This window comes from Amycolatopsis sp. SB7-3, assembly GCF_041021335.1.
Lineage (GTDB): Bacteria > Actinomycetota > Actinomycetes > Mycobacteriales > Pseudonocardiaceae > Amycolatopsis > Amycolatopsis japonica.
Map to the genome: position 1 here is coordinate 517,158 of NZ_JBFPJQ010000002.1, position 26,714 is coordinate 543,871.

At 69.2% G+C, this 26,714-nt stretch carries 23 protein-coding genes; 13 read left to right on the top strand and 10 right to left on the bottom strand.

What is annotated here, in order from left to right; all coding sequences use genetic code 11:
- Nucleotides 1-37: 37 nt before the first annotated feature.
- Both AB8M46_RS20585 and AB8M46_RS20590 read right to left on the bottom strand, forming a co-directional pair.
- Complete coding sequence (locus AB8M46_RS20585) at nt 38-916, bottom strand: alpha/beta fold hydrolase (protein WP_378429470.1); 879 nt, start codon at nt 914-916, stop codon at nt 38-40.
- Nucleotides 916-2,238 carry a M20/M25/M40 family metallo-hydrolase gene (locus AB8M46_RS20590; protein WP_037338283.1) on the bottom strand — a complete coding sequence of 441 codons (1,323 nt, stop codon included), beginning with the start codon at nt 2,236-2,238 and terminating at the stop codon, nt 916-918. Before AB8M46_RS20590 ends, AB8M46_RS20585 begins: the two co-directional genes overlap by 1 nt.
- A gap of 186 nt (nt 2,239-2,424) precedes the next feature.
- Here AB8M46_RS20590 and AB8M46_RS20595 point away from each other — a divergent pair, with 186 nt between their 5' ends.
- Nucleotides 2,425-2,904 carry a hypothetical protein gene (locus AB8M46_RS20595; RefSeq protein ID WP_037338286.1) on the top strand — a complete coding sequence of 160 codons (480 nt, stop codon included), beginning with the start codon at nt 2,425-2,427 and terminating at the stop codon, nt 2,902-2,904.
- A 78-nt stretch (nt 2,905-2,982) separates the two neighbouring features.
- On the opposite strand, the gene AB8M46_RS20600 is transcribed toward AB8M46_RS20595, so the two are convergent.
- The gene (locus AB8M46_RS20600; protein ID WP_394361213.1) at nt 2,983-3,954 is read right to left on the bottom strand and encodes a penicillin-insensitive murein endopeptidase; all 972 of its coding nucleotides are present in this window, start codon (nt 3,952-3,954) and stop codon (nt 2,983-2,985) included.
- A gap of 26 nt (nt 3,955-3,980) precedes the next feature.
- On the bottom strand, nt 3,981-4,898 hold the full coding sequence (locus AB8M46_RS20605) for a peptidoglycan-binding protein (RefSeq protein WP_394361214.1): 918 nt from the start codon (nt 4,896-4,898) through the stop codon (nt 3,981-3,983).
- Between the two features lie 145 nt (nt 4,899-5,043).
- Here AB8M46_RS20605 and AB8M46_RS20610 point away from each other — a divergent pair, with 145 nt between their 5' ends.
- From AB8M46_RS20610 to AB8M46_RS20620, 3 genes are all read left to right on the top strand, one after another.
- The gene (locus AB8M46_RS20610) at nt 5,044-6,738 is read left to right on the top strand and encodes a glycoside hydrolase domain-containing protein (RefSeq protein ID WP_394361215.1); all 1,695 of its coding nucleotides are present in this window, start codon (nt 5,044-5,046) and stop codon (nt 6,736-6,738) included.
- A 74-nt stretch (nt 6,739-6,812) separates the two neighbouring features.
- Nucleotides 6,813-8,414 (top strand): hypothetical protein, encoded by a 1,602-nt coding sequence (locus tag AB8M46_RS20615; protein WP_394361216.1) that lies wholly within the window; start codon nt 6,813-6,815, stop codon nt 8,412-8,414.
- A gap of 10 nt (nt 8,415-8,424) precedes the next feature.
- Nucleotides 8,425-9,951 (top strand): alkaline phosphatase D family protein, encoded by a 1,527-nt coding sequence (locus tag AB8M46_RS20620; protein WP_394361217.1) that lies wholly within the window; start codon nt 8,425-8,427, stop codon nt 9,949-9,951.
- Nucleotides 9,952-10,002: 51 nt separating this feature from the next.
- On the opposite strand, the gene AB8M46_RS20625 is transcribed toward AB8M46_RS20620, so the two are convergent.
- Complete coding sequence (locus tag AB8M46_RS20625) at nt 10,003-10,965, bottom strand: helix-turn-helix transcriptional regulator (protein ID WP_037340052.1); 963 nt, start codon at nt 10,963-10,965, stop codon at nt 10,003-10,005.
- 250 nt (nt 10,966-11,215) lie between these two features.
- Here AB8M46_RS20625 and AB8M46_RS20630 point away from each other — a divergent pair, with 250 nt between their 5' ends.
- Together AB8M46_RS20630 and AB8M46_RS20635 are read left to right on the top strand one after the other, a co-directional pair.
- Nucleotides 11,216-12,214, top strand: a complete 999-nt coding sequence (locus AB8M46_RS20630; protein WP_052120574.1) for a peptidoglycan-binding protein — start codon at nt 11,216-11,218, stop codon at nt 12,212-12,214.
- Between the two features lie 32 nt (nt 12,215-12,246).
- A complete protein-coding gene (locus AB8M46_RS20635; protein ID WP_394361218.1) occupies nt 12,247-13,380 on the top strand; it encodes a peptidoglycan-binding protein in 1,134 nt (377 codons plus the stop codon).
- A 36-nt stretch (nt 13,381-13,416) separates the two neighbouring features.
- Here AB8M46_RS20635 and AB8M46_RS20640 read toward each other — a convergent pair whose 3' ends face one another.
- Entirely contained in the window at nt 13,417-14,082 is a 666-nt protein-coding gene (locus AB8M46_RS20640) for a response regulator (protein ID WP_394361219.1), read from the bottom strand.
- Nucleotides 14,079-15,209 carry a sensor histidine kinase gene (locus tag AB8M46_RS20645; RefSeq protein WP_394361220.1) on the bottom strand — a complete coding sequence of 377 codons (1,131 nt, stop codon included), beginning with the start codon at nt 15,207-15,209 and terminating at the stop codon, nt 14,079-14,081. The genes AB8M46_RS20640 and AB8M46_RS20645 overlap by 4 nt, the downstream gene beginning before the upstream one ends.
- A gap of 166 nt (nt 15,210-15,375) precedes the next feature.
- Between AB8M46_RS20645 and AB8M46_RS20650 the strand changes: the two genes are divergently transcribed.
- Nucleotides 15,376-15,504 carry a hypothetical protein gene (locus AB8M46_RS20650; protein WP_394361221.1) on the top strand — a complete coding sequence of 43 codons (129 nt, stop codon included), beginning with the start codon at nt 15,376-15,378 and terminating at the stop codon, nt 15,502-15,504.
- 202 nt (nt 15,505-15,706) lie between these two features.
- Complete coding sequence (locus AB8M46_RS20655) at nt 15,707-16,450, top strand: hypothetical protein (RefSeq protein WP_394361222.1); 744 nt, start codon at nt 15,707-15,709, stop codon at nt 16,448-16,450.
- A 606-nt stretch (nt 16,451-17,056) separates the two neighbouring features.
- On the opposite strand, the gene AB8M46_RS20660 is transcribed toward AB8M46_RS20655, so the two are convergent.
- Nucleotides 17,057-18,289 (bottom strand): acetyl-CoA hydrolase/transferase family protein, encoded by a 1,233-nt coding sequence (locus AB8M46_RS20660; RefSeq protein WP_394361223.1) that lies wholly within the window; start codon nt 18,287-18,289, stop codon nt 17,057-17,059.
- A 415-nt stretch (nt 18,290-18,704) separates the two neighbouring features.
- Here AB8M46_RS20660 and AB8M46_RS20665 point away from each other — a divergent pair, with 415 nt between their 5' ends.
- The 5 genes from AB8M46_RS20665 (at nt 18,705) to AB8M46_RS20685 (ending at nt 25,058) form a co-directional block, all read left to right on the top strand.
- Nucleotides 18,705-21,416 (top strand): type 2 lanthipeptide synthetase LanM family protein, encoded by a 2,712-nt coding sequence (locus AB8M46_RS20665; protein ID WP_394361224.1) that lies wholly within the window; start codon nt 18,705-18,707, stop codon nt 21,414-21,416.
- A 13-nt stretch (nt 21,417-21,429) separates the two neighbouring features.
- On the top strand, nt 21,430-21,624 hold the full coding sequence (locus AB8M46_RS20670) for a hypothetical protein (RefSeq protein ID WP_016334466.1): 195 nt from the start codon (nt 21,430-21,432) through the stop codon (nt 21,622-21,624).
- 90 nt (nt 21,625-21,714) lie between these two features.
- Entirely contained in the window at nt 21,715-24,603 is a 2,889-nt protein-coding gene (locus AB8M46_RS20675; RefSeq protein ID WP_394361225.1) for an AAA family ATPase, read from the top strand.
- A 3-nt stretch (nt 24,604-24,606) separates the two neighbouring features.
- On the top strand, nt 24,607-24,846 hold the full coding sequence (locus AB8M46_RS20680; RefSeq protein WP_037338316.1) for a glutaredoxin domain-containing protein: 240 nt from the start codon (nt 24,607-24,609) through the stop codon (nt 24,844-24,846).
- Nucleotides 24,843-25,058, top strand: a complete 216-nt coding sequence (locus AB8M46_RS20685; RefSeq protein WP_394361226.1) for a ferrous iron transport protein A — start codon at nt 24,843-24,845, stop codon at nt 25,056-25,058. Before AB8M46_RS20680 ends, AB8M46_RS20685 begins: the two co-directional genes overlap by 4 nt.
- Before the next feature lie 286 nt (nt 25,059-25,344).
- Here the strand turns inward: AB8M46_RS20685 and AB8M46_RS20690 are convergent, their stop codons facing one another.
- Nucleotides 25,345-26,226 (bottom strand): manganese catalase family protein, encoded by an 882-nt coding sequence (locus AB8M46_RS20690; RefSeq protein WP_037338319.1) that lies wholly within the window; start codon nt 26,224-26,226, stop codon nt 25,345-25,347.
- A gap of 31 nt (nt 26,227-26,257) precedes the next feature.
- A complete protein-coding gene (locus AB8M46_RS20695) occupies nt 26,258-26,713 on the bottom strand; it encodes a DUF4383 domain-containing protein (RefSeq protein WP_394361227.1) in 456 nt (151 codons plus the stop codon).
- Nucleotide 26,714 lies beyond the last annotated feature (1 nt).

The window sequence follows — 26,714 nt, forward strand, 5'->3', positions numbered from 1 at the left end:
AAGAAGGTGTCACCGAAAAGAGTTTTTGTCAAGGACGTCAGTCTTGTCGGTGCGCCCGGTTCGCCAGGGCCAGCAGACGGGGTACGACCTGTGGGGCCGCCTCGAGTGGGACGACGTGCCCGACCCCGGGGAGGACCACGGCCGTCCCGTTCTGGACCGCGCCGGCCAGCTCCTCGACGTCCGCCGTGGGCACGAGCTTGTCGCGCTCCCCCACGATCGCGATCACCGGCACCGCGCCGACCTGCGACAACGCGGATTCCCGCGTGTAGGCGTCCAGCGCCGGGCGGAACGCCGACACCGTCTGCGGCCAGTTGCCGCGGATCATCCGCACCGTCAGTTCGACGTCGGCGGGCACCGGGTCGTCCCCGAAAAGCCACCACCGCAGCCCGGCGGTCACCGCCTTGCTCGTGTGCTCACGCACCAGGCCGATGAGTTTGGTCCCGAAGACCATCTCCAGGTCGCGGCCGAGTTTGCCGAGCGCGTTCGGCCAGATCGCGTCCGGCGTGACACCGCCCGCCGACATGGCGAGCAACCCGATCCCCGCCACCCTCGCCGCGAAGACGTCCGGGTGGCGCTGGGCGAGCGACAGGATCGCGAGCCCGCCCATGTCGTGGCCGACCAGGACGACCTTGCCGTCGGGGATCACCTTCTCCAGCACCTCGGCCAGATCGTCGGCGAGGTGCCCCATGGTCGCCGACGCGGCCCGGACCTCGCCCGATTCGCCGTGCCCGCGCTGGTCGTAGGCGAGCACCGCGACCGGCTTCTCCGCGGCTTCCGCCAGAACCGGCGCGATGGCGCGCCAGCTTCGTCTGTCGAGGGCGTACCCGTGGAGCAGGACGACGGTCACCGGCGCCGACGGATCACCCCAGCGTTCGAAATGCAGGGGTGTCCCGTCGGCGGCCAGCAGACCGGGCATCAGGCCGAACGGAGGAAGCGGTCGAGCACGCGCACGCCGAACTTCAGCGCGTCGACCGGGACGCGCTCGTCGACTCCGTGGAACAGCGCCGAGAAATCGAGGTCGGCGGGCAGCTGCAGCGGGGCGAACCCGAAGTTGCGGATCCCGAGTGACTGGAAGGACTTCGCGTCGGTGCCGCCGGAGAGCATGTACGGGAGCGTGCGGGCGCCAGGGTCCTCGGCGAGGACCGCGTTGGTCATGGCGTCGACCAGGGCACCGTCGAAGGTCGTCTCGACCGGCGGCAGCTCCATCCACTCCTTCTCGATGTCCGGGCCGAGGATCTCTTCGAGCTCGGCGTTGAACGCCTCGAGACGCCCGGGGAGGATCCGGCAGTCGACCGAAGCCTCCGCGACCGAGGGGATGACGTTCGACTTGTAGCCCGCGGTGAGCATCGTCGGGTTCGCCGTGTCGCGCAGGGTCGCGCCGATCATCCGGGAGATGTTGCCGAGTTTCGCGACGGAACCCTCGATGTCATCTTCGGGGAAGTCCCAGCCGGTGATCTCGGTGACGCCGTCCAGGAACTCGCGGACGGAGTCGGTCATGACCAGGGGGAAACGGTGGTTGCCGAGCCTGGCGACGGCCTCGGACAGCTTGGTGACGGCGTTGTCGCGGTGGATCATCGAGCCGTGGCCGGCGGTGCCGCGCACACGCAGCTTCATCCAGCGGATGCCCTTCTCGGCCGTCTCGATGAGGTACGCGCGGACGTTGTCCTTCAGCGTGATCGAGAAGCCGCCGACCTCGCTGATCGCCTCGGTGACGCCCTCGAACAGCTCCGGCCGGTTCTCGACCAGCCACTGCGCGCCGTACTTGCCGCCCGCCTCTTCGTCGGCCAGGAACGCGAAGACGAGGTCACGCGGCGGGACGATGCCGTTGATCTTGTAGTGACGGGCCAGCGCGAGCGCCATCCCGCACATGTCCTTCATGTCGACGGCGCCACGTCCCCAGACGTAGTCGTCCTGGATCGCGCCGGAGAACGGGTGCACCGACCACTCCGAGGCGTCGGCGGGGACGGCGTCGAGGTGACCGTGGATCAGGAGCGCGCCGCGCGAGGGGTCGGCGCCCGGCAGCCGGACGATCACGTTGTGGCGGTCCTTGCCGCCGGACTCGACATAGGTGATCTCGTAGCCCGCGTCGGTGAGCTTCTCGGCGACGTACTCGGCCGCGGCGCGTTCACCGACCAGCGTGTCGGGGTCACCGGTGTTGGTGGTGTCGATGCGGATCAGTTCACTGGTGAGGGTGACTGCCTCTTCGGCTGCTGCTTCGATCAAATTCGGTTCGGTCACCAGGCATTCCTACCATTGGCGGAGCCCGCCGACCCGTTGCCACCATGTCGTGGACGGTGGGTGATGGCCCACTCCCCCTCCGAGGCACCGTGTCCCGTTGAGTAGTTCTACTTGCGACAGGCAGCGGGAGGACCGGCAATATCGGTGAGGACCCGCTCCACAGAGCGGCCGACATCAGGGGGTTCCATGAAGTTCACTCGTGTCCTCACCACGCTCGCCATCGCCGCCGGCCTGGCCACCACACTGACGCCTGCCGCGTCCGCCGAAACCGTCGCGAGCCTCGACTTCAGCGCCGAACAGGGCGCCCACCCCGTCAGCGGCAGAAGCGGTCACTGGACCGCCTCGCCGGAGAACGAGGTGCGCTTCTGGGAGAACGGCGCCACCCTGCGGGTCGACGCAGAGACCGACCACGGATTCGACTACATCGCGCTCGACTTCACCGCGCCGTCAGGAAACCTGCAGGCTGGAACCTACAGCCACGCAGAGGGAGCGCATATCCTGGCCATCTCCAACGGACTCGGCTGTGTCGACGACTATTCGACGTTCACGATCGAGCACATCGAACGTGGCGCCGAAGGGCTGGTCGCGCTCGACGCGACGTTCGAGCAGCGTTGCGGCAGCCCCACTTCACCCGCGTTGCGTGGCAAGGTCCACTACCGGCGCTGATTCCGCGCCGCTCGCAACGTGGAACACAGTCGGCGGCCGCGACCCGAAACCGGGGTCGCGGCCGCCGACTGTGAACGATCAGCAGACGTAGAGGCTGTTCGGATGCACCGCTTCGCAGTACCGGACGTGCAGATGGTTGTCGTGGTTCGCGTAGCTGGTCGTCAAGCCTTCGTCGATCAGCGTGGGGTCGTTGAAGAAGATGAGCTTCACGTGTCCGGGCGCGGCCGCGCGGATGGCTTTGACCAGGTCACGGGTGGCCGCTCGGTCGTAGGTGGACGAGCGCCAGGTGATCCGGCCTCCGCCGCATTGCGCGCCGTCGGTACGGATCGGCCACAGGTCGACGTCGAGTCCCACCCGGTGGCTGCTGTGCCCGGGGATGGCGCCGCCGTGTTCGAAACCGAAGTCGCCCAGCGGGACTTTTCCGCGGCCACTGGCCGCGAAGGATTTCGCCGCCTGTTCGAGCTGCGCGACCGCGGCGCCGGTTCCCCAGTTGGCCGCCGTTCCGTTCCCGTCCGGGTCTTGATCGCACAACCCTTGGCCGAAATCGGGATAGTCGTGGTGCCAGACGAGGTTCTTCCACGTGGCAGGCCCGGCGATACCGTCCACGGAGATGCCCGCGTGTTCCTGGAAGCCACGGACCGCGGTGGTCGTCGCCGCGTCGAATCGGCCGCTCACCGGCAGGTTCAACCTGCGTTTGGCGTTCAATTCCACCTGTAGTGCCTTGACCGCCTCCCCGCTGTCGCCCGCCCGGACCGTCGGCGCCAGCGCGGCCCAGGTCTTGGGGCCCGCGATACCGTCCACTCCCAGTGCTTCGGCGGTCTGGAAAGCGCGCACGGCCGCGACCGTGGCGGAATCGAACACACCCGTGGCGGGTACGGCGTGTCCGTGGTGGGCGAGGAGATGCTGCATCGCCAGCACCTCCACTCCCCGGTTTCCGCTGCTCTGAGTGTGGAAGAAGGCGTTTCCGTACGCGTGGGCCGGTTCCACGGTGAGGATCGTCGAACCGGCCGACAGCATCAGGACGGCGAGGGCCGCCGCGAATCTGCGCATGGGATTCTCCGGATTTCGCAGTGGTTTCAGTAGGAACAGCCCGAGGTGGGCAGGCTCGACGGAGCGGGAGGTGCCACGCCGTCGTAGATCGCCAGCAGCAGCCGCTGCGGACAATGACTGGTCGTGCCGATCTTGACACCGAAGTGCAGGTGCGGTCCCGTCGAGTTGCCGGTGTTCCCGGTGTAACCGATGAGCTGGCCTGCCTGCACGGTGGCCCCGGACGCGACGGCGTGCTGGGAGAAGTGGCAGTAGACGAAGCGGGTCCCGTTGGCGGTCAGCACCACGCCTCGGCCACAGGAACTGTCGTTGACCAGCGCCACGGTGCCCGCGGTGACGGCGAGGGCACGGGTGCCCGTGCCGACCGGCAGATCGATCGCCGGGTAGTCGTGATGCGGATCGTCGTACTCGCTGCGCGGCAGCGCGGAACGCGAGAGCGGGAGCGACCAGCCCGCGACGGAGGGGGTCCCGCCGATGAGCCACTGCCACGCGATGGCGTCGACGAGCGACGTCGCGGGGAGCCCGTGCTTGGTCTTGAAGTCCGTCACCGCGGTCGCGGTGCTCGCCGCGAACGTACCGTCCGCTTTGACCTGGTAACCGTGCCGCGCCAACTGGTGTTGCGCTGCCTTGACCGCCTCTCCGCTGGCGCCGTTGTCGAGGTTCATCACCAGCTTGGCCCAGGTCTTGGGGCCCACGATGCCGTCGGCCGTCAGGCCCTGTGCGGTCTGGAACGCCTTCACCGCCGCTTGGGTTTTCGGGCCGACGATGCCGTCGGCCTCGATCTGCGCGCCGCGCTGCCGGAGCAGGTACTGCGCCGACGTCACCTCCGGGCCGGTGGAATCACCGCCCACCAACGGCCACGCCGGGGCGGGTGCCGCGTGCGCGGATCCCGCGCCGATCATCACCAAGGCCACGACCGTGGCGAGAAAAGTCAGTAGGCGCCGCATGACACTCCTTGTTCGCGCTGGTACGGAGCCGGAACACTAGAACGCGGATTCCTTGCGCTGGAAGCCTTTCCACGGGCACCAAAACGCTTCCGGCCGTCACTCGCGCGCCGATAGCCTCCCGCCCTCGATTCCGGGAGGAGAACCGATGAAACGAATCCGGCGGGCAGGCGCCACCGCACTCGCGGTCGCGCTGCTGTCCCTCGTGACCCCGGCCGCCGACGCGGCCGCGGGCTCGCGCACCATCACCTACCACGGCTACCAGCTCGACGTCCCCGAAAACTGGCGGGTGGTCGATCTGGCCACCGCCCCGGGCACCTGCGTCCGGTTCGACTCCGAGACCGTCTACTTAGGACACCAGACCGAAGAACCGGACTGCCCGGCGAAACTCGTCGGCCGGACGGCGGGTGTGGTGATCGAACCGCTCGCCGACCTCACGCCCGAACAGGTACCCGAGGGCGTGGTGACCGCGGCACCGAGGACGGCCACTCCACCGCCAGCGGCGCCGTCTCGCGAAGGGGCGATCCGCGTCGCCGTCCCGGACGCCGGTGTGCTGGTCACCGCGGGCCATACCGGTGCGACCGAACACACGGTGCGGGCTGCGCTGTCCGGCGCACGTCTGGTCACGGGCGGCGCGCGTGCCGCCCTGCCCACCAGACCTGGAAAGGCGGCAGCCGCGGCGCCGATCGTGGCGCCGGGCACCTTCCAGGGCAAGGGATTCGAAACCTGCGCCGCACCTGCGCAGGCCACGATGGACGCCTGGCGAGCCTCTCCGTACCGGGCCGTCGGCATCTACAGCAGTGGTGATCTGCGCGCCTGCGCGCAACCCAATCTCACCCCGGCGTGGGTGGCGAACCAGGCGGCCCGCGGCTGGCGTTTCATCCTCACCGACGTCGGCAGACAGGCCCCGTGCACCGGGTACCGGCTGAAGATGTCCGGTGATCCCGCGGTCGCCCGGCGGCAGGGCCGGGACGCGGCGGCGAGCGCGATCGCGGCCAACACCGCGCTCGGTTTCGGCCAGGGCAGTGTGATCTACAGCGATATCGAGGGTTACTCGTCGACGGCTGCGTGCAAGGCCGGCGTGCTGTCCTACGTCAGCGGCTGGACCGAGGCACTGCACGCGAAGGGCTGGCTCTCCGGCGTCTACACCAGCGCCGGATCCGGGATCAAGGATCTGGCGAGCGCCTACACGAACACCTCGTACACCAGGCCCGACCACATCTGGTTCGCCTGGTGGAACGACAAGGCCGACATCGACACCGGCTCCTACGCACCGAGCACTTACTGGGCGAACCATCAGCGTATCCATCAGTACGCCGGTGAAGTCGCGGAAACCTGGGGCGGGGTGCGTGTCCCGGGGCTCGACCGTGACTATCTGGACGTCGGGCCGGGCACGACGCTGCCGTGTGACACGGTGAGCCTCGACTTCGCCGCGTACCCGCGAATCGCCTCGGGCGCGACCGGGAATCCGGTCAAGGCGGCGCAATGTCTCTTGGCGCCCAACGGCAGACCGACAGGCACCTTCGACGAAGCGACGGTGTCCGCCACCAAGGCGTTCCAGCAGGCCCGCGGACTCACCGCGACCGGCGTGATCGAGGCGCGCACATGGACCGCGCTACTGTCCACAGGGGACACTCCGACCCTGCGGGAAGGTGCGGCGGGCGCCGCGGTGAACCGGCTGCAGCGCGCGCTCACCGCCGCGTCCGGCAAGACCCTCGCCATCGACGGCGCGTTCGGGCCGAACACCGAACAGGCGGTCCGCGACTACCAGAGCTCCCGCGGGCTCGGTGTCGACGGTGTGGTCGGTCAAGCCACCTGGGGCGCCCTGCAGGCCGGGCGGTGAGCGCGGTGCCGAACCTTTTCACTCAGGCGAAAACCATTGTCCCCGCTCGTTCCCGCTTCCTACCGTCGTCCGTCGTGGCGAACAAATGGTTTCCCGTACTGGCGGCCGCGGCCGCACTGACCTTCGTGACCTCACCGGCGACGGCCGCGCCGACACCCGCGGCGCTCCCGGCCCTCCCGCAGGCGGACGTGAACGGCGACGGCGTCGCCGACCTCGTGCTGTCCACGGGGGCGCGGCTGACGTACAGCGGCGACACCTCCCTCCCTCCTCACGATCTCGGCGGCTCCGTGCTGGTGATGCCCGGCGGGGCCACTCCACCCGGTGCCCCGTCGGCACTGGTCAACCAGAACACCGCCGGCGTCGGTCTGGGCATGGAGGCCTCCGACAAGTTCGGTGCCGCGCTCGCGACCGGCGACTTCAACCGGGACGGGCTGGCCGACGTCGCGATCGGCAACCCGGGCGAGTCGGTTGGCGGCCTGGCGAACGCCGGGACGGTCAGCGTCCTCTACGGCCAGCGCACGGCGCCTTATCTCCGCGCCCTTCCCGGGGCGCTCGGCACGATCAACCAGGACACCGCCGACGTGCCGGGGGTGATGGAGGCAGGCGATCTGTTCGGGGCTTCCCTGGCGACCGGCGACTTCAACGGTGACGGTTACGCCGACCTCGGCATCGGCTCACCCGGTGAGGCGATCGAGACGAAGGCGCGCGCCGGCGCGGTGTGGATCCTTTATGGCAGCGGCACCGGGCTCACCGCGAAGAACGCGATCGCGTTCAACCAGGACGACCCGGATCTGGCCGGGGCGTCCGAAGCGGGCGACCTGATGGGCTGGGCGTTGGCCGCCGGAGACGTCACCGGGGACAAACGGGACGACCTCGCCGTCGTTTCGTCCGGCGAGGTGATCACCGGGACCGCCAACGCCTGGGGGTCGGTCCACCTGCTGCACGGCTCGGCGAGCGGGCTTTCCGCCAAGGCGTCCTCCTACGTCAGCGTGGGCAACGCGGCGACCGACGGGAAGTGGCGGGGCGCGGTCATCGGCCGCTTCCACGGCGGCGCCAACGCAGACCTGGTGATCCAGGCCGACCGCCGTCGCGGCGGCCCTGCCGGGTCGGGAGCGCTCGTCTCCGTGCGGGGCGGGAACGCCGGGCTGACCACCGCGGTCGAGGTGATCGACCAGTCCGGTGACGCGATCCCGGGAAGCCCCGAGGCGAACGACTACTTCGGGGGTTCCCTCGCCGTCGGCGACCTCGACGGCGACACCGTCGACGACCTGGCCGTCGGAATCCCGAAGGAGGACAACCGCACCGGCGCGCTGTGCCTGCTGCGCGGCGGCGCGGCCGGGTTGTCGTCCTTCCCGGCCACCGCGGTCGGCGAGAACACCGCGCCGGTCAACGCCGGGGCGGCCGTGGGCGAGGGATTCGGATACGGCCTGCGGATCCTCGACATCACCGGCGACGGCAAACCGGAACTGACCGTCTCGGCTCCCTGGGAGAACGGAACCCCGCAGACCGGGGCGATGTTCGTGCTGAACACCGGCCTCACCGGCAACGCCCTGACCGTGACGGCGGCGCGCAAGCTCACCCGCGCGGAGATCGGGACGGCCACCGCCTTCGGCCCCGGCGCCCCGTTCGCGGGCAACTCCGCCGTACTGGACGACAACCTGGAAACACCGAAGTAGGGATGGGGAAATGAGCAAGTTCAACCGACGGACCTTCGTCTTCGGTACCGCCGTCGCCGTGGGGGCGGTGGCACTGGGCGGCCGGGCGACCGCCGCGCTGCCCTACCCGTTCAAACTCGGCGTCGCGTCGGGCGATCCGCTGCCCGACGGTGTGGTGCTGTGGACGAGGCTCGCGCCGGACCCACTGGAGAACGGCAACGGCGGGATGCCGACCACGGCGACCGCGGTGGACTGGGAGGTCGCGACCGACGACAAGTTCACGAACGTGGTCAAGAACGGTCAGGCCACCGCCGTGTACGCGGACGCGCACTCGGTGCACGTCGAGGTCCACGGGCTGCAACCGGACTACGAGTACTTCTACCGGTTCCGCGCCGCGGGGCACATCTCGCCCGTCGGCCGCACCCGCACCGCTCCCGCGCTCGACACGTTCGGACGCGACCTGGTGATGGCCTTCACTTCGTGCGCGCATTACGAAGACGGGTTCTACACCGTGTACCGGCGCATGGCCGAGGATCGTCCCGGCCTGATCCTGCATCTCGGTGACTACATCTACGAAACCAGCCACAAGGCCGAAGACCCGTGCCCGCGGCGGCACAAGAACAAGGAGGAACTGACCACCCTCGGCGCCTACCGGCAACGGTACGCGGAGTACAAGATGGACGCCGATCTCCAGGCCGCGCACGCCGTCGCCCCGTGGCTGGTCGTACCGGACGATCACGAGGTCGAGAACAACTACGCCGCGGGCAAGCGGGACAACGACAAGCCGCCCCTGCCGGAAGGATGGGCCAAGCGCCGCGAGGCCGCCTACAAGGCCTACTACGAGAACATGCCGTTGCGGGGCGGGGCGAAACCCAACGGGGACAAGATCCAGCTGTACCGGCGGGTGCGCTGGGGGAAACTCGCGACCTTCCACATGCTCGACACCCGCCAGTACCGGAGCGATCAGGCCTGTGGCGACGGCTGGAAGTACTGCCCAGAAGCCGGTGATCCGTCACGGAGCCTGCCCGGCATGGCGCAGGAGAACTGGCTGCTGGACGGCTTTTCGCAGCGGCAGGGGACCTGGGACGTGATCGGCCAGCAGGTGTTCTTCGCGCGGCGGGCGGACCAGAACGGCGCGTCGGGAATGGACGGCTGGGACGGATACCCAGCGTCCCGTGACCGGATCCAGAAAGGCTGGGTGCAGCGCGGTGTTCGCAACCCGGTGGTGCTCACCGGCGACGTGCACCGGGCCTGGGCGAACGAACTCAAGGCCGACTACACCAATCCGGGCTCGCCGGTGGTCGGGACGGAGCTGGTCACCAGTTCCGTCTCCTCCGGCGGCAACGGCGCGGACACCACGGGTGTTCCGGACCAGGCGGGCAACCCGCACCTGAAGTTCTATTCCCAGCACCGCGGATACGTCCGGGCGAAGGTGAGCCAGGCCAAGATGGACGTCGATTTCCGTGCCGTCAAGAAGATCACCGTACGCGGTGAACCGGTGACGACACTGCAGTCGTACGTGATCGAAGAAGGCCGTCCGGGCTTGCAGACCCCGTGAACCTGTGTCCGGGGCCCGGCCGCGAATCACTCGCGACCGGGCCCCGGACGCTCAGCCTTCGGCCAGGAGCGCGAGGCCGAGCGGGGTGATCGAATGCAGCACGGACTGCCCGGTCTGGCGGCTGGTGACCAGACCGGCGGCGCGCAGAGTGGCGGCCTGCTGACTCGCCGTCGGGAGGCTGGTCTTCGTCCGGGTGGCCACTTCGGTGGTGGTGCCGGGAGACTCCCCGATCGCTTCGAGGACCCGGGCCCTTGTCCGGCCGAGCAGGGACGTCAGCGGCCGGTGCACCGCCCCGTTCGCCGACCAGCCCACCTTGTGCTCGATCGGATACACCAAGGTCGGCTCCAGCTCACCGGCCAAGAACGTCGTGGGCAGCCCCCAGCAGAAGAAGGACGGCGTGAGACACAGCCCTCGCCCGTTCAGGCGCAGTTCGTGCTCGACCGGATAGTCCAGCTCCAGCACGGGATAGGTCCACCGCGCCGTGGGATGCACCTCGGCGAGCAAGGTCTCACATCCCTCTTCGGTCATCGTCTTGACCTGTCTGGCGCGTACCTGCTCGACCCGGCCGCACACCCGCACCCAGTACGGGGCGAGGCAGGCCGTGAAGTACCGCTCGACCGAGTCGGCGAGCTGGGTGAGTGTCTCCGGTCTGCCCTCGGCGAGGCCTGCCGTCCAAGATGGGAGCCGCCGGCTCCCGGCGAGAACGGTGAGGTCGGTCCGGAGCCGCTTCTTCGGGGTTCGGCGCAGCGCTTCGAGTCCCTCCGCCAGCGACAGGTCCCGCAGGGTGGGCGTGAGGAAATCGACCGCGTAGCCGGACTGGGAAGCGAGGTCGGCGAGCAACCGGGTGGTGGTGTGTGCCGCCTGTGCCACCGATCTTCGCCATTCTTCGAAGATGATCCCGCCTTCGCGGCCTCGCAGCCGGTACATGCTGAGCAGGATCTCCCACATCGGCTGCGGTGCCGCACTGATCCGGGTCCTGGCGAGGTCTTCGGGAGTGAAATGGATTCTCAGCACGGCCGTCTCCCACGAGAACCGCACTTCCGTTGAACCGAAACGAAAACGAACGACAAGACATCCCCCCTGGAATGAATCCCCCCTTGCGACGCCCGATGTTAGGGGATCCGCGGCGTGCCCCGACACCATCACGGGCGGAAATACCGCACAGGACCGGGTTTCGACTACCACCAGGGTTGACCCGCCGAACACCCCTTTGGAGTGGGCGAAAACCTTTGCCTCGTCCGGCCGCCCCTCCGATGCTGGGGCCATGCGAACCACAGCCGCGAGCGTCCTCACCGCCGTATTGGTCCTTTGTGGACTTCTCCAGCCGGTTTCCCGGCTCGCCCACGCGGAACCGGATCTCCACGCCGCAGGGCATCCCACCGCCGATTTGAAACTGACCAGGGACGACATCCTGACCAGAGCGAAGAGCTGGCTCGACGAGAGAGTGCCCTACAGCCAGGAAGCGAAGCACACCAACCAGTTCGGCACCTACCGGCAGGACTGCTCCGGCTACGTGTCGATGGCCTGGGGCCTGAAGACCGCCCGCTGGACGGGCGACATCATGCAGGTCGCCACCCGGATCGACAAGAAGGACCTCTTGCCGGGCGACAGCCTGTGGGTGCATTCCAGCGCTCACCAGCACATGGCACTGTTCATCCGGTGGGCGGACGCCGCGAAGACCCAGGCGGTGGTGTGGGAGGAGTACCGCTCCGGAACCGTGGCGTCACAGCGCACCTGGTCGGCGGACCGGACGGCGGGATTCAGCGCGATCCGGTACCGCAACGTCGTCGAAGGCGACGCCAAGACCTGCGCGGCGGTGAGCCTCGACCACTCCCGCTATCCCGAGATCGCCGCCGCCGCGACCGGGGCCCTGGTCAAGACGGCGCAATGCTTGCTCACCGCGGCGGGATTCCCCACCGGGGCGAACGGTCCCACGGGCACCTTCGACACGACGACCACCGACGCCACGAAACAGTTCCAGGCGAGTCTCGGCCTGCCGGCGCTCGGCAAGGTGGACTCGCACACGTGGACGGCGCTGCTGGCGAGGGGAACGACACCACAGCTCCAGGACGGCGCCTCCGGAGACGCGGTCCTGCGTCTTCAGCGTGCGCTGAACGCCGCCCTCGACGCGGGGCTCGAACTCGACGGCCGGTTCGGCGCGAACACCACGGCCGCGGTGAAGCGGTATCAGAGCGCGCAAGGGCTCACCTCCGACGGAATCGCCGGGCCGAAGACTTGGGCGGCGTTGCAGGCCGGCAAATGAGAAATCCACTGTGGACGGAGAAGAGGAATGCGATGCGGGTGAAGACGGCGGCGCTGGGAATGGCCATGATGGTCGCCTTCGGCCTCGCGACGGCGAACCAGGCGACGGCGACCACGGCCGGTGACCCGACCGGTGCCGAGTTGAGTGCGGTGGTCGCGACCTGCGCGCAGCAGGTGTCGGCCGGGAAGTACGCCGAGCGCAGCGGCGGTACGCGCTCGGTGCCCGTCTGCGCGACCGGCGGGGCGGTGCACTGGCGGTCCGGGATGACGATCGACTGTGACGGGCAGCGCACCGAGAAGTGCAACGCCTCGACCGATCCCTCCTGGCAGGGGCAGACCGCCTGGGCGCAGCCGGACGGCAAGCCGCTCAACGCCGAGAAACTGCCCTACATCGTGGTACCCGGGATCAGCTCGACGTGGAGCTACTCCGGCTCCGGCATCACCGGTGCCACGGTCGCGGCGGTCGTCTATCAGGGCAGGGTCGCCTATGCCGTCGTAGGCGACGTCGGCCCGACAGGGGCGATCGGCGAAGGCTCCTACGCGCTGGCCAAAGCGCTCGGCATCAACCCCGACCCGCGTTCGGGCGGGGTGTCCGGCAAGGTCGTCGACTACATCGTCTTCCCCGGAGTCAAGGCCTCGCCCATCCACGACGCCCTCGACGCGGCCACCGAAGGCAAGCGGGCCGCGACGGAGCTGGTGTCCCGAGGCCGCGGGTGCGCGAACGTCGGTGTCGACGGCCCCTATCCGCGGCTCGACGCCGGCGCGACCCGGCCCGAGGTGAAGGCGGCGCAATGCCTGCTCCGCGCGGCCGGACAGGACACGGGCGCGGGCGACCCCAGCGGTGTCCTGGATCCGGCGACGGTGTCCGCGGTGAAGCGGTTCCAGGCGCAGGTGGGGCTCGCGGAGGCGGGCTCGGTGGACTCGCACACCTGGACGGCGCTGCTGGCCCGCGGCGCCACGCCGCAGCTTCAGGACGGCTCGTCCGGTGAAGCCGTCTTCCGGCTGCAACGGTCGCTCAACGCCGCCATCTCGGCGAAGCTGACCGTCGACGGCAAGTTCGGCGCCAAGACCACCGCGGCCGTCAAGAGCTACCAAACCTCGCGGGGGCTCGACGCCGACGGGATCGCCGGCGCGAACACCTGGCGGGCTTTGCAGGCCGGACGATGAAACGTCCTGAGGCTTCCGGGCTCTTCGCCGGAAGCCTCAGGCACCCGGCGTGACGAGACCGGACTCGTAGGCCAGCGCGACGATCTGCGCGCGGCTGGAGAGTCCGAGTTTCGTCATCGCGCGGTTCACGTGCGTCTTCACCGTGGATTCGCTGACCACCAGCTCGCCCGCGATGCCGCCGTTGGTCATGCCCTTGCCGACCAGGCGGAGCACCTCGGTCTCCCGGGCGGTGAGGCACTCCAGTTCCGGTCCGGGTGCGCCGGTGGGGCCGCCCGGCCGGTTCGCGTATGCCTCGATCAGCCGCCGCATGACCGAGGGCGCGAACAGCTGCTCCCCCGCCGCGATCGTGTGGATCGCGGCGACCAGCCGTTCCGCCCGGACGTCCTTGAACAGGAAGCCCGAAGCCCCCGCCCGCAAGGCCGCGTACACGTACTCGTCCAGGTCGAACGTCGTCAGCACCAGCACGCGCGTCGGCCGGTCGCGTTCCGCGGCGAGGATGCGCTCGGTCGCGACCACACCGTTCGTGCCCGGCATCCGGATGTCCATCAGGACGACGTCGGGCCGCAGCCGCTCCGCCAGGTCCACCGCCTCCTGTCCGTCGGCGGCCTCACCGACGACGGTGATCCCGGGCGCGGCCCGCAACAGCGCGACGAATCCGGCGCGGACCAGATCCTGGTCGTCGACGACCAGCACTTCGATCATGAACCGTCTCCCCCGGCCGCCAGCGGGAGCACGAGCGTCACCACGAAACCCCCTTCCGTGCCCGCGCCCGCCAGGAGTGTTCCCCCATACAGTTCGGCGCGCTCACGCATGCCGATCATGCCGTGTCCGGCGCCCTCGTGGAACCGTTCGGAGCGGCCGTCGTCGGCGATCCGGACCGTCACTTCCTCCGCGCCGTACGTCAGCGACACCCACGCCCTGGCCGGACGGGCGTGTTTGACCACGTTGGTCAAGGCCTCCTGCACGACGCGATAAACGCAGAGTCCCACTCCGTCCGGTAACGAGCGAACCGTTCCCCGCACGGAAACCTCGACGTGCACCCCCGCGGCACCGACCCTCGCCGCCAGTTCCTCCAACCCCTCCAGCCCAGGAGCCGGTACGTAGGTGTCGTCGTCCTCGCCGGACCGCAGCACCGTCAGCATGCGCCGCAGTTCGTCCAGGCCCTCACTGCCGGTGCGGCCGATGACGTCCAGCGCCGCCCGGCTGGCCGCCGGATCCGACTCGAACACGTACCGCGCCATCTCCGCCTGCACCGCGATGACCGACATGTGGTGGGCCACGACGTCGTGCAGCTCTCGCGCGGTGCGGACCCGTTCCTCCGTGACAGCACGCCGCGCCCTGTCCTCCTGTTCCCGGCGCAGCTGCTCGGTCAGCACCCGCAGCTGGCCGTTGCGCTGGGCCAGCCGGCCCGCGTTCGCGCCGAAACCCCAGGCGACGCCGGTCAGGAGCACGCTCTGGAACACCGCTGTCCACACCGAGCCGATCAGCTGCGAATGACAGGCCGAGTAGGTCTCGCCCGCCAGCGTGACCGCCGCGCACAGCGCGGTCACCGGAAGAGACCGGGACGCGGCGACGGTGTACAGACCGAGCAACAGCGCCAGCGCGCTGACACCCGGCCAGTACCCCGGCAGCAGGTAGCCGGCCCATCCGGCAAGCACGAGGGCGAACACCGTCAGCGGCGCACGGCGCCGGACCGCGAGCGGCGCGTTGGCCACCACACTCAGCAGGACACCGGTCGTGTCGAACGGCCGGAAGCCGGGGAGGTCGACGGCGAAACCCGCCTCGATGGTGAACGCGATCATGAACACCGCGAGAACCGCGTCGCCCACTTCGAGAGCGTTCCTTCTCAGCCAGGTCGGTGGGCGCACACGGAACGATAGCCGTCGAAGCCATCGTCGCGCGTCCGGCGCCGGGACTACCTCCCTACCGCACAGGTTGACGGCCGTCGCGCTCCACGCGCGACCCGGGTTCGGCGGCCGACGCCTCCCGGAGGTCTTGAGCGAAGCCCAAGTGCGCCAGGCCGAAGCGCATTTCGGTCTCGAGTTCCCCGAGGACTATCGCCGATACCTGGTGCGGGTCAGCGCCGGCGGCCAGGTGCGGGAACCCATGAGGAGGCATTGGTGAGCCCCGAACAGCGTCGCGCCGCTTTCGAACGCTGGGATGCGGGCGTGGACAAACCGATCTGGTATCGATGGTTCGATTCCTAGCGATCCCCGCCAGGGCCGTGGGGGAACGGCATTTTTACGCTCATTCCGCAGCTGCTTTCCCGCTAGTTTCCTCCCCGGAGGGACCGGGGGAACTGGTCATCGAATCAGCGAGATCGGAGATGACCGGCGTGAAAGGCACCGTCCTCGGGCGCTCGGCGGGGGCGGCACTGCTCCTGTTCGCGGCAGCATGCAGTTCTCCGGCGGCTCCCCCGCCCAGCACGGCACCATCGTCTCCGGCGACCACCGCACCCACGAGCACGACGCCGACGGTCGATCTTTCGTCGCTGCGTCAAGGCGCGGTCCCGGCGAAGTACCCCGAGCCGGATATGAGCAAGTTGCCGCCCAAGCCCGCGGATTCCGCACCGCTGCGGGAACGGATCGCTTGGGAAGCACTGCAAAAAGTGACCAGATTCGCGCATCGCCTCGACCCCGCAGCGCGCTCGTCGTGTCCCGCGTTCGACCCGGGCCGCACCACCACGGTGACCTGCACGGTCACCTATCTCGGCGAGGGTTACGACTACGTCCTGCGCGACATCAAGTTCCAGGGCACCGGACTGACCAACGGCCGCACCGAACAAGGGACCGTCTCCTACAAGGCGGACCTCACCGCTGGGCCGATCATCCGCGACCAGGTCGAGGCGGTGCTGCGCTACCAGAACAGCACCGAGTACGCGGCCTGTGACATGCCCGAGCACGTGCGCTTCGGATTCGACTCCACCCGGCGACGGCCGTCCGGGTCGTCAGTCGTCGGCGAGTGGATCTATGTGCCCGGCATCTCGTGCCGCTACCTCGATTCCAAGGCCCGAGCGGTCAAAGCCATTCCCTTGGAGCTCTACGACTGGGGCGCGCCCATCCATCCGTGACGAGTTACGCCTCCAAACACGCAAGATCGGCCATCCAGCCCAGATTCCTCCCTGGGCCCGTCACCCGTACCGGTGATTCTCGCCGACTCACCATTCGTGGCATGTGGATCACCGGTTCGTGTCACCCCGCCGCCCACTTGCCGTAGCGGAGGCTCAACGTCCACATCGGCGCCCCGCAGCCCGCTACGCACGGTGTCAGCGCCCACGAAACCCACCCCTGACGCAAAACACGAAAGACTTACGTGTTTATCGTAGGAAGATTCACGACCCGCCGAAAGCCCGGGAAATCGTTTTTTGACAGGTCGCCAACGGGGTGAAAATCTTCGATCGCTCCTCGCGAGAGCACAACCGAACACGAAATCCGAACAAGGAGCCCCTCAATGCAGATGTTCACCCAGCACGTGCACCACGGTCACGACCTCATTTCGGGTCTGCTCGCGCACCTGGCCCACGTGCTCGGATGGCTGGTCTGACGCTCTAAGCACAGGGATTGACGGGGGCCAATCTGTTGGCGCGGGTCGGCCCCTCGTGTTTGCGACCCGGTAAAGGGGCACGATCGTGTCCCTTTACCGGGTTCCGGTTTTTCCGGCCGGAAAAGAAATACCGCTAAAGCGCGAATCCCAGTTCCCTGCCCCGCGCCACGAGTTCTTCCCGCGCCGAAGGATGCGCGACCTGGTCGACGATCTGCCGTGCCTGCTCGCTCGCGTCGTTGCCCCAGATGGTCGCGACACCGTGCTCACTGACCACGAAACTGTGCTGGAACGACGTCACCGGACCGGTCAGCCGGGGCACGACCGTCGAAACGTCGGCCTTCGGATGCCACGACGGCAGCGCGATGATCGCCCGGCCACCGGGCGAATGCAGGGCCCCGACCACGAAGTCGGTCTGCCCGCCGAACCCCGAGTAGATCGCCCCTCGCACCCGGCTCGCGTTGGCCTGGGCGTACAGGTCGACTTCGAGGGCGCTGTTCACCGAGACCAGACCTCGCTGGCGGGCGATCACGGCGGGATCGTTCGTCTTTTCCGTACGCAGCAGGCGGATCCGCGGATTGCGGTCGAGCCAGCGGTACAGCTCCGCACTGCCGAACACGAACGACGCCGTCACCGGTTCCGCCGGATCGAGAGCCCCCGCTCGGTCGAGTGCGAGCACGCCGTCGCTGAACATCTCCGACCAGATCGCGAGCCCGCGCCGTCCGGTCACCGCCGCCAAGGTCGCGTCGGGGATCCCGCCGATGCCCAATTGCAGGGTCGCGCCGTCCTCGACCAGCCCGGCCACCCGCTCACCGATGGTCCGCGCCGTGTCCCCCACCGGCCGCGGGACCGGCGACAGCAGCGGCTCCACCACCTCGATGCCGTAGTCGATCTCGTCGACCGGCACGACACCGTCGCCGTAGGTGAACGGCATCTCCGGGTTGAGCTGCGCGACGACCAGGCCGCCGCGGGCCCGCACCGCCTCGATGGCGGCCGGAAGGATGTTCACCTCCGTACCCAGCGACACCACGCCGTCCACCGGGGCCGAGGTGTGCAGCAGGACGACGTCCGGCGGCAGCGAGTGCTTGAGCAGCTGCGGCACCAGCGACAGCCGCGACGGGAAGTACCGCAGTCCGGGACGGCCGCGCATACCCGCGCCCACGAACGGCGTCTCCAGCAGGACACCCTCACGGTCCGGCATGCCGGCCTGCGCGTTCAACGCGAACAAGCGGTACTCGGCCAGTGCCGCGTCCAGCACCTTCAGCGCCCGCATCGGCGTGGCGAAGTTCCCGCTCACCACCACTCGCGGACGCGAAGCGGGCACGCCCGCGAGAACGGAACCGAGCTGGCTCTCCGACAAGACGCGCATGAGCCGATCATGCCCGAGGAGCCCCTCGCCGGCGCGGGCCGGACCCCCAGAAACCGGCCCGCGTCCGGCCCCGCCCGACCATGGTGCGACCGGGACCGGTGCCCGCGCATGGGTGCCGGGACCCCATATTCCGGTGCGGCGTCGAACGGCCACCGTCCGTGCCCGGCGGTCACTCTCCGGACATCTTCGTGTGTGCGCTGAATGTGGGGGTGCCGCCCCCATGTGCGTACCGCGCCGGGCTGAAAGCATTACCGCCGTGACGCCCCCACCATCGGCGACGTCCCTGCCTCCGAGGTGGTGGGACCACGGCCGGACCCCGCGCGAACGGACAGCGGACAAGCCCCTCTGGGCCGACTTCGCCGAACACGCTGTCACCACGCTTCTGCCGGAGCGCCCCCCAGTCGGTGACTGGCGTGTGCAGTTCGCCGGGGTCTTCAGGTCTCTCGTCGACGCAGCCTCGCGTAACGCCGTCCCGGACGATCTCCCCGGCGCCGACGTCGATGCGCTTCGCCAGGGTTTCGCCACGCAACTCGACCAGCACCTGCTCAACCTCTCGGTCCGCACGCTGGTCCTCGAACTCCATCGCGCCCGCAAGGCCGGAGCTCTCCAGGGCGAGACGCCCGAAGAGCGCTTCTCGGATTTCGTGCGCCGGCAATCCACTCCGGCCGGGCTGGTCCAGTTGTTCGGCGAGTACCCGGTGCTGGCCCGGCTCCTGGCCCAGGCATGCCTGTACGCCGCCAAAGCCCACGCCGAAACGCTCGCCCGGTTCTCGGCCGACGCGGCCGTGCTGCCCTGTTCGGTCATCGACGGCGAACTCGGCACGCTCGTCGAGGTCGCGGGCGGGTTCGGTGACTCGCACGCCCGCGGACGTTCGGTCAAACTGCTCCGCTTCTCCAGCGGCGCCAAGGTGATCTACAAACCGCGCTCGCTGATCCTGCACGAGCGCTTCACCGACGTCGTCGAACAGCTCAACAAACGACTGCCCGGGCTCGAACTGCGCACCGCCGACGCGCTGACGCGTGACGGATACGGCTGGCTCCGGTTCGTCGAACATCGGCCGTGCGCCGACCTCGGCGACGTCGACCGCTTTTACCGCAGGCAGGGCATCCTTCTGGCGCTCCTGCACGCGCTGGACGCCACCGACGTCCACTACGAGAACATCATCGCCTGCGGCGACCAGCCGGTGCTGATCGACATCGAGACCCTGTTCCAGCCGTCCCCGCCCGTCCCGCCGGAGGGCGATCCCGCGGCGGCGATGCTCGCGCGGTCGGTGCAGCGCACGCTGCTGCTCCCGCAGCTCTTCGCCGGCGAGCACGGTGCCGTCGACATCTCCGGACTCGCCGGCCGCGGTGGAAAACTGCCCACCGACCGGGTCGATTGGGCCGACGCGGGGACCGACCGGATGCGGCTGGTCCGGGTGCGCGGCGAACTCGCCGGAAGCAACAACCTGCCCCGCCTCGACGGTCGCGACGTCGCCCCCGCCGAACACAGCGCGGCGTTGCTGGCCGGATTCCGGCTCGGCTACGACGCGATCTCCACCGGACGGGACGAACTCGCCGAGCTTCTCCGGCGCTGCGCCGAGGACCCCATCCGGGTACTCATCCGGCCGACGAACTTCTACTCCCGCCTGCTGGATGAGACCACCCATCCCGACCTGCTGCGCGACGCCGCCGACCGCGACCAAGCGTTCGACCTGCTCGAAGAGGACTCGGTGCGGGAGGAGAAGCTGCTCCGGCTGGTGCCGCACGAGCGGGACGATCTGTGGGCGGGCGACGTGCCGATGTTCACCTCGAACCCCGGTTCGACGTCGCTGCTGGATTCGCGTGGCGAAAGCGTCGAAGGGGTCGTCGAACATCCGTCGCTGGACACCGTGCTGGCGAAGGTCGCCGACATGGATCCGCTCGACCAGCGGGACCAGGAATGGCTGATCTCGGCCACTCTCGCCATCAGCACGGCGGCCGACGGCCACCACGGCGGCGGCGAGACCGCGGAAACGGCGGTGCCGAATCAGGCGCCGGACGCGGAACGGCTGCTGGTCACCGCGTGCGGGATCGCCGACCAGATCGTCGCCAACGCCTTCTCCGACGAGCACCGCTCCAACTGGCTCGGTATCGAACTCGTCGACGACCGTTACTGGACCGTTCTCCCGATGGGCGCGGGGCTCGGCGAGGGCTACTGCGGTGTGGCGTTGTTCCTCGCCCAGCTCGCCGAGCTGACCGGGATCGCGCGATACCGCGATCTGGCCGCGTACGCGATCAGCCCGCTTCCTGGCCTCTTCGCCACCCTCCGCGCCGATCGCGAATTGGCCGCCACCGCCGGCTGCGGCGGGCTTCTCGGGCTCGGCGGTGTCGCGTACACGATCGCCCGGCTCAGCACCCTGGTCGGGCTTCCCGCGGGTGATCTCATCGAGCAGGCCGTCGAGCTGATGCCCGAGGCGACCTCCGAAACGCCATCCGGGTTCACGACCGGACTCGCGGGCGGTGTCGCCTCGATGCGTTCGGTGTATGTCCAAACAGGACTGGAGACGGCGCTGGCGCGAGCCGACCGCTACGCCGCACAACTGCTCGAACGCGAACGTCCATCGGAGAGGGCCTTCGCCCGCGGTTCGGCCGGGATCGACTGGGTCCTGCGGGCACACGACCGTCCCGGCGAAGAACCACCCGGAAAGGCGGACGATCGGGCGGAAAGCACCGGAGGCTGGTGCGACGGACTCGCGGGCGACGCCCTCGGAATGGCCGCGCACCTGCCCGAGCCCGAACACGCCAGGGACCTGGACCGGACGATCAGACGGCTGACTGACAGGGCACCGCTCAAGGATCTCAGCCTGTGCCACGGCGAGTCCGGAGTGCTGGACGTGTTGTGCGTGCTGGCGGAGAACGGGCACACTGGCGCCGCGGCCGCGGTACGCCGCCGGACCGGTCATCTGCTCGCCGCCATCGACCAGCGCGGTGCCCGCTGCGGGACACCCGGCGCGGTCCCCTCGCCAGGGCTGCTGAGTGGCCTGGCGGGGATCGGCTACGGCCTGCTGCGGCTGGGATTCGGCGACCGGGTCCCGTCCGCGCTCCTGCTCCGCCCCGACCGGCCGCATCCCGCGGCCACCGTTTTTCCGCCGGTAAACCGAGTATGAGGAGAAGAACCACATGTACGAAAGAGATCTGCCCGCCACCGAAGACGTCCTCGGCGCCGTGAACCTGCCGCGCGCCCTCGAGGTCGGCTCGCGCAACCACGCGCTGGCGGGCAGCAAGCCGCGGCTGAGCGCCAACCCGCTCGCCACCCTGTCCACGGACACCGGTTCGCCGTCCGTCGTCAGCGTCTTCACCGGCGGCTGGATTTAGAGACAGGCTCACGGAGGCGGGCTCGCGCCGCCCGCCTTCGTGATCAACTTTTGGCCGTGACAGCGGAATCCGCTCGCTATAGTCACGGCGGTGGGTATCCGTTCGTCGCGGGTGATCGGCCGCGACGCCGAACTGGCCGAGCTCTCCGGGGCTCTCGATCGCGCCATCGCGGGTCGCGGCGGCGCGATCTTCCTCGTGGGCGAAGGCGGCATCGGCAAATCCCGGCTCGCCGTCGAAGCCGCCTCGCGGGCGGTCGCCGCCGACGTCCCGGTGTTGCAGGGCAGGGCCAGTTCGATCGGCCCGCTCGTCCCGTTCCGTCCGCTCACCCAGGCATTGCTTTCGCATTTCCGCGGCGGGGGCCCGCCGGAGGCGACCGAACTCGACCCGTTCATCCCCGTGCTCGCCCAGCTCATCCCCGATTGGAGCAGAGGAGACCGGCCCCGGGAGTCGGGCTCCCTGATGGTGCTCGCCGAAGCGGTGTTCCGGCTGCTGGCCGTCACCAGCCGCGACCGCGGCGCGCTCTTGGTCCTCGACGATCTCCAGGACGCCGACGCCGAGACGCTGTTCATCCTCGAATACCTCGTCGACAACCTGCCCGCGGCGCAGACCCTGTTCGTCGGCACGCTCCGCAACGAGCCCTCCGACGCGCTGCGCCTGGCGACCTCCGGAGCGCAGCGGATGAGCTGCGCCGTCGTCGAACTCGGCAGGCTCGGGCTCGCCGACACCCACGCGCTCGCCGCCGCCTGCCTCGAGACCGAGCCGGGTCTGCTGCCGTCGACCGCGACGGAACTGTTGTGGCGCAACAGCGCCGGTCTTCCGTTCATCGTCGAGGAACTGCTCCACGGCATGGTGAACGACGGTCTGCTGGTCGAAGGCCGTGACGGCTGGCGCGTCATCGGCGAACTCCGTGCCCGCGTTCCCGCCGCGCTGGTCACCAGTATCGGCGCCCGGATGGAGCAACTCGGCGAGCAGGCCGGCGAACTGCTTTCGGTCGCGGCGATCATCGGCCGCCGCTTCCCCCTGACCGTGGTGCAGAAGGTCACCGGGACCAACGACCGGACACTGCACAACCACCTCGGCGCCGCGGTCTCCGCGAACCTGGTGACCACCGACGAGATGACGCCAGGCTGGTACGCCTTCCGCCATCCGCTGACCGCGGAAGCGTTGCTGGCGCGCCAGTCACCGGCGCGGAAGGCGGAACTCGCCCGGCAGACCGCCGACGCCGTCGAGGAGCTGTACCCGGGACTGCCGGGCGACCTGTGCGCGCTCGTCGCGTCGCTCCGGCTGACCGCCCTGGACGAGCGGGCGGCGGGCAGGCTGTTCGCGGAGACCGGCCGTCGCGCTCTCGACGCGGGTGCCGCGGACTCCGCGGTCACGATGCTCACCAAGGCCCTCGACCTGCTCGCCGGGGCCGACGCGGGCGATCGGGCCGAGGTGCTGGAGACACTGGTGCACGCGCTCGGGCAGACCGGTCAGTTCGACCGGGCCGTCGAGCTTTCCGCGGCGTTCGGCGAGATCGGCACACTCGAAAGGGCCGCGAAACTGCGCACCCAGCTGGCCTGGGCCGCCTACATCGCGGGACGGCACGACGAATGCCTCGGCCAGATCGAACGTGCCCGTGCTCCGCTCGGCTCGGCGATCACCCCCGCTCAGCAGGCGGCACTCGACGCCGTCGAAGCGAACCTCTGGCTCGACGTCCCCGGCAAGACCGGAACGGCCGAGCGGCTCGCGCGTCAGGCGTGGAAGGTCGCCGAGGCGACCGAGCAGCCGTTCGTCGTCTGCCAGGCGTTGCAGGTGCTCGGGATGCTCGCGCTGTCACGGGATCTCAGCGAATCCGAGCACTACATGCAACTCGCGCGGCGGACCGCCGAGGACAACCATCTGCACCATCTGCGGACCCAGGCGCTGGTCCGGCTCGGCGGACATCGCGTGCTGATGAACGGCGACGAGCAGACCTTGCTGCTCGCCCGCGCCGACGCCCAGCGGACCGGGTCGATCACGCTGCACTGCGCGGTCGATTCCGTACGCACCATGCACGCGATCCTGCGCTGCGATTTCGGCACCGCGCACTCGCTCCTCGCGGAGAACCTCGCCGTGCTGGGCAGGCTCCGGCTGACCGCGTTGCTGCAGTACGCGCATATGACGAGGGCGATGTCGGCCGGGCACCGCGCGGACCGTCCCGCGATGGAGCAGGCACTCGACGACTTCCGCGAGAGCGGCGGCGAGAACGCGCAGGAGATGGTGCTCAGCATCGGGCTGGCGCGGGTCTTCTGTTCCCTGCTCGAAGAGGACTTCGACCGGGCCCGCCGCGAACTCGGCCAGGTCGTCGAGCTGGAGGACCGGCGGCCGAGCCGGTTCCACCTCGCCGGCCAGCACGGGCTCCGGGCGCTCGTCGACACCCTCGGCGGCGCGCCCTGCCCGGAGGACGGCTCCGCGGTGAGCGGGATGCGGTGGAACCGGCAGTTCGTCGAATTCGCGCGCGCCGTCGAGCACGGCAGGCGCGGTGACGCGGCCGAAGCCGAACGAGCGGTGGCCTCCGCGCTGGAGACGTCGGCGCCCTATCCTCTGGCCCGCCATCTCGGGCTCAGGCTCATCGCCGAGCCGGCCGCCGCCGACGGCTGGGGCGATCCGGCAGGCTGGCTCAAGGAGGCCGAAGAGTATTTCCACGGCAGGGACATCCAAGCGGTGGCGGCCGCCTGCCGGACCCTGCTCCGCAAGCTCGGCGCGCCCGTCCGGCAGCGGCGCTCCGGGGTCGACCGCGTACCCGGCGACCTGCGCGCGGCCGGAGTCACCGTGCGCGAATACGAGGTGCTCGTGCTGCTCGCCGAGCGGATGGGGAACAAGGACATCGGCGCCCGCCTGCACATCTCGCCCCGGACGGTCGAGAAGCATGTCGCGAGCCTGCTCGCCAAGACCGGGCTCGCCGACCGTGCGGCCCTCGCCGAACACGCCGCCGGACCGCGACCTGGCATGCTGTGAGCCATGAGCGACCTCATCGTGTACGGCGCCGGCTGGTGCCCCGACGTCAAACGCAGCCGGGCCCTGCTGGACTCGAAGGGCGTCGAGTACGACTACATCGACGTCGAAGCGGACTCCGGCGCGGAGGAGACGGTCCGCGCGTTGCAGAACGGTGAGCGGCGGATCCCGACCATCGTCTGGCCGGACGGCACCCATCTGGTCGAGCCGAGCGACGACGAGCTCACCGCGCACCTGAACCGGTGACCCTCCCGGACGTCCCGGTCGGCACGAGGGTCGTCGTGCGGTACCGGATCGAAGGCGGATTCACCGACGCCCTCGGCTACCTGCGCTCCCGTGACGAGACGGAATGCACGGTGGAGACCAAACGCGGACTCTCGAAGATCCGGCTGGCGGACATCGTCCTGGCGAAGACGGTGCCGCCGCCTCCGGCTCCACGCAGACCTCGTAAGGGGTAAGGACGGTTGGACCCAAGGCTGCATTAGGTACCTACTGAATCGGGTGGCGGTTGGCCGCAGGTCCGTGAAGGCCTCCTTCCCTACCCTGAAGGTAGGCAAGGAGGCCTTCACGGACTGCAGGGGGCACGCCTCGTGAGTGGGGGTCTTAGGTGCCTACGGTCGAGACTCGGCCTCGGCCGTCGCCGCGGGGGTTTCGAAAGCCACTTTCGCAACGTTGAAGGTTGCGAAAGTGGCTTTCGCGACATCTCCAGCACTCCACGGACCGTGAGCCCCATCGCGAACGGGATTAGCTCTTCCGTGACTTCGTGGCCTTCTTCTTCGCGTCCTTGGCCTTGCCCTTGACCGTCCCGACGGCGTCCTGCAGCGGCGCATAGGTGCCGAACAGCGCGGGATCGGGCTTCGGAGCGGTGCCCGGACCGCCGAGCGGCTCCGGATCCATCAGGTACTCGATCCCGTCCTCGCCGAAGCTCCAGCCGCCCTTCGCGCCGTCCGGCCCGTCGGACAGATGCCACACGGTGTTGTTGTGGTCCTGGTTCTCTTCGTCGAACAACGCTGTCGGCGCGATGTCGCTTTCCAGGCCGTCGGCCTTGAGCTCCTCGATCGCGGCGAGCCACTGCTTCTGGTGCACCGTGTCGCGGGCGAGGTTGAACTGCAGCATGGCCTTCACGCCCGGGTCGTCGGTCATGTTGTACAGCCGGGCCGTCTGCAACCGGCCCTGCGCCTCGGCCGCGACGTTCGCCCGGAAATCGGCCAGCAGATTGCCAGACGCGACGACGTAGCGGCCGTTCCAGGGGTAGCCCTGGCTGTCACTGGGGGTGGCGCCGCCACCGGAGATGATCGCCTGCTGGGGGTCCATCCCGCCCAGGATCGCCGCGGTGGCCGGATCCTTCGCCGCCTCGGCCACCGTGGTGGCGGGTGCCCCTTCCAGCAGCCGGGCGACCATCGTCGCGAGCATCTCGACGTGCCCGATCTCCTCGGTCGCCGTGTCCATGATCAAATCCTTGTACTTGCCCTCGATCCGGCAATTCCAACCTTGGAAGAGGTACTGCATGGTCACGGTCATTTCGCCGTAGGCGCCGCCGATGAGCTCCTGCAGCTTTCGGGCGTACAAAGCGTCCGGCTTTTCCGGCTTGGCCTCGAACTGGAGCGATTTGGTGTGACGGAACACTGATTACCTCCGAATATTTGAGAAGAACGGGTCAGCGGGAGTCGGCGATCGGCGCCTTCGAACCGGAAAGCGGAATGAGCCCGAGCGCGATCATCCCGACGGCCAGCCCGAGGTGCAGCCAGTTGTCGGCGCTGTTGACCGGCACGAAATTCGCCGCCGACCCGTGGTCGATCAGCAGTCCGTACAGCCACAGCACGAGGTAGATCACCCCGCCGCCGACGAGGAACGCCTTCGCGCCGCTCGCCGTCCGGGCCAGCAGAATGCCCGCGACGCCGAACGCCAGATGGACGATGTTGTGCAGGATCGAAACCTGGAACACGCCCAGCAGCAGAGCGCCGGACTCGTGCCCGGCACCGCTCAGCTGCTCGTAGTTCGTCGTGATGCCGGGCATGAAGCCGAGAATGCCGACGAGCAGGAAGACCGCGCCCACGCCGAGGGCGATGAGCTGGCGCGGAGCCCGCCGAACGGTGGCCGGCGATGCAGTCATG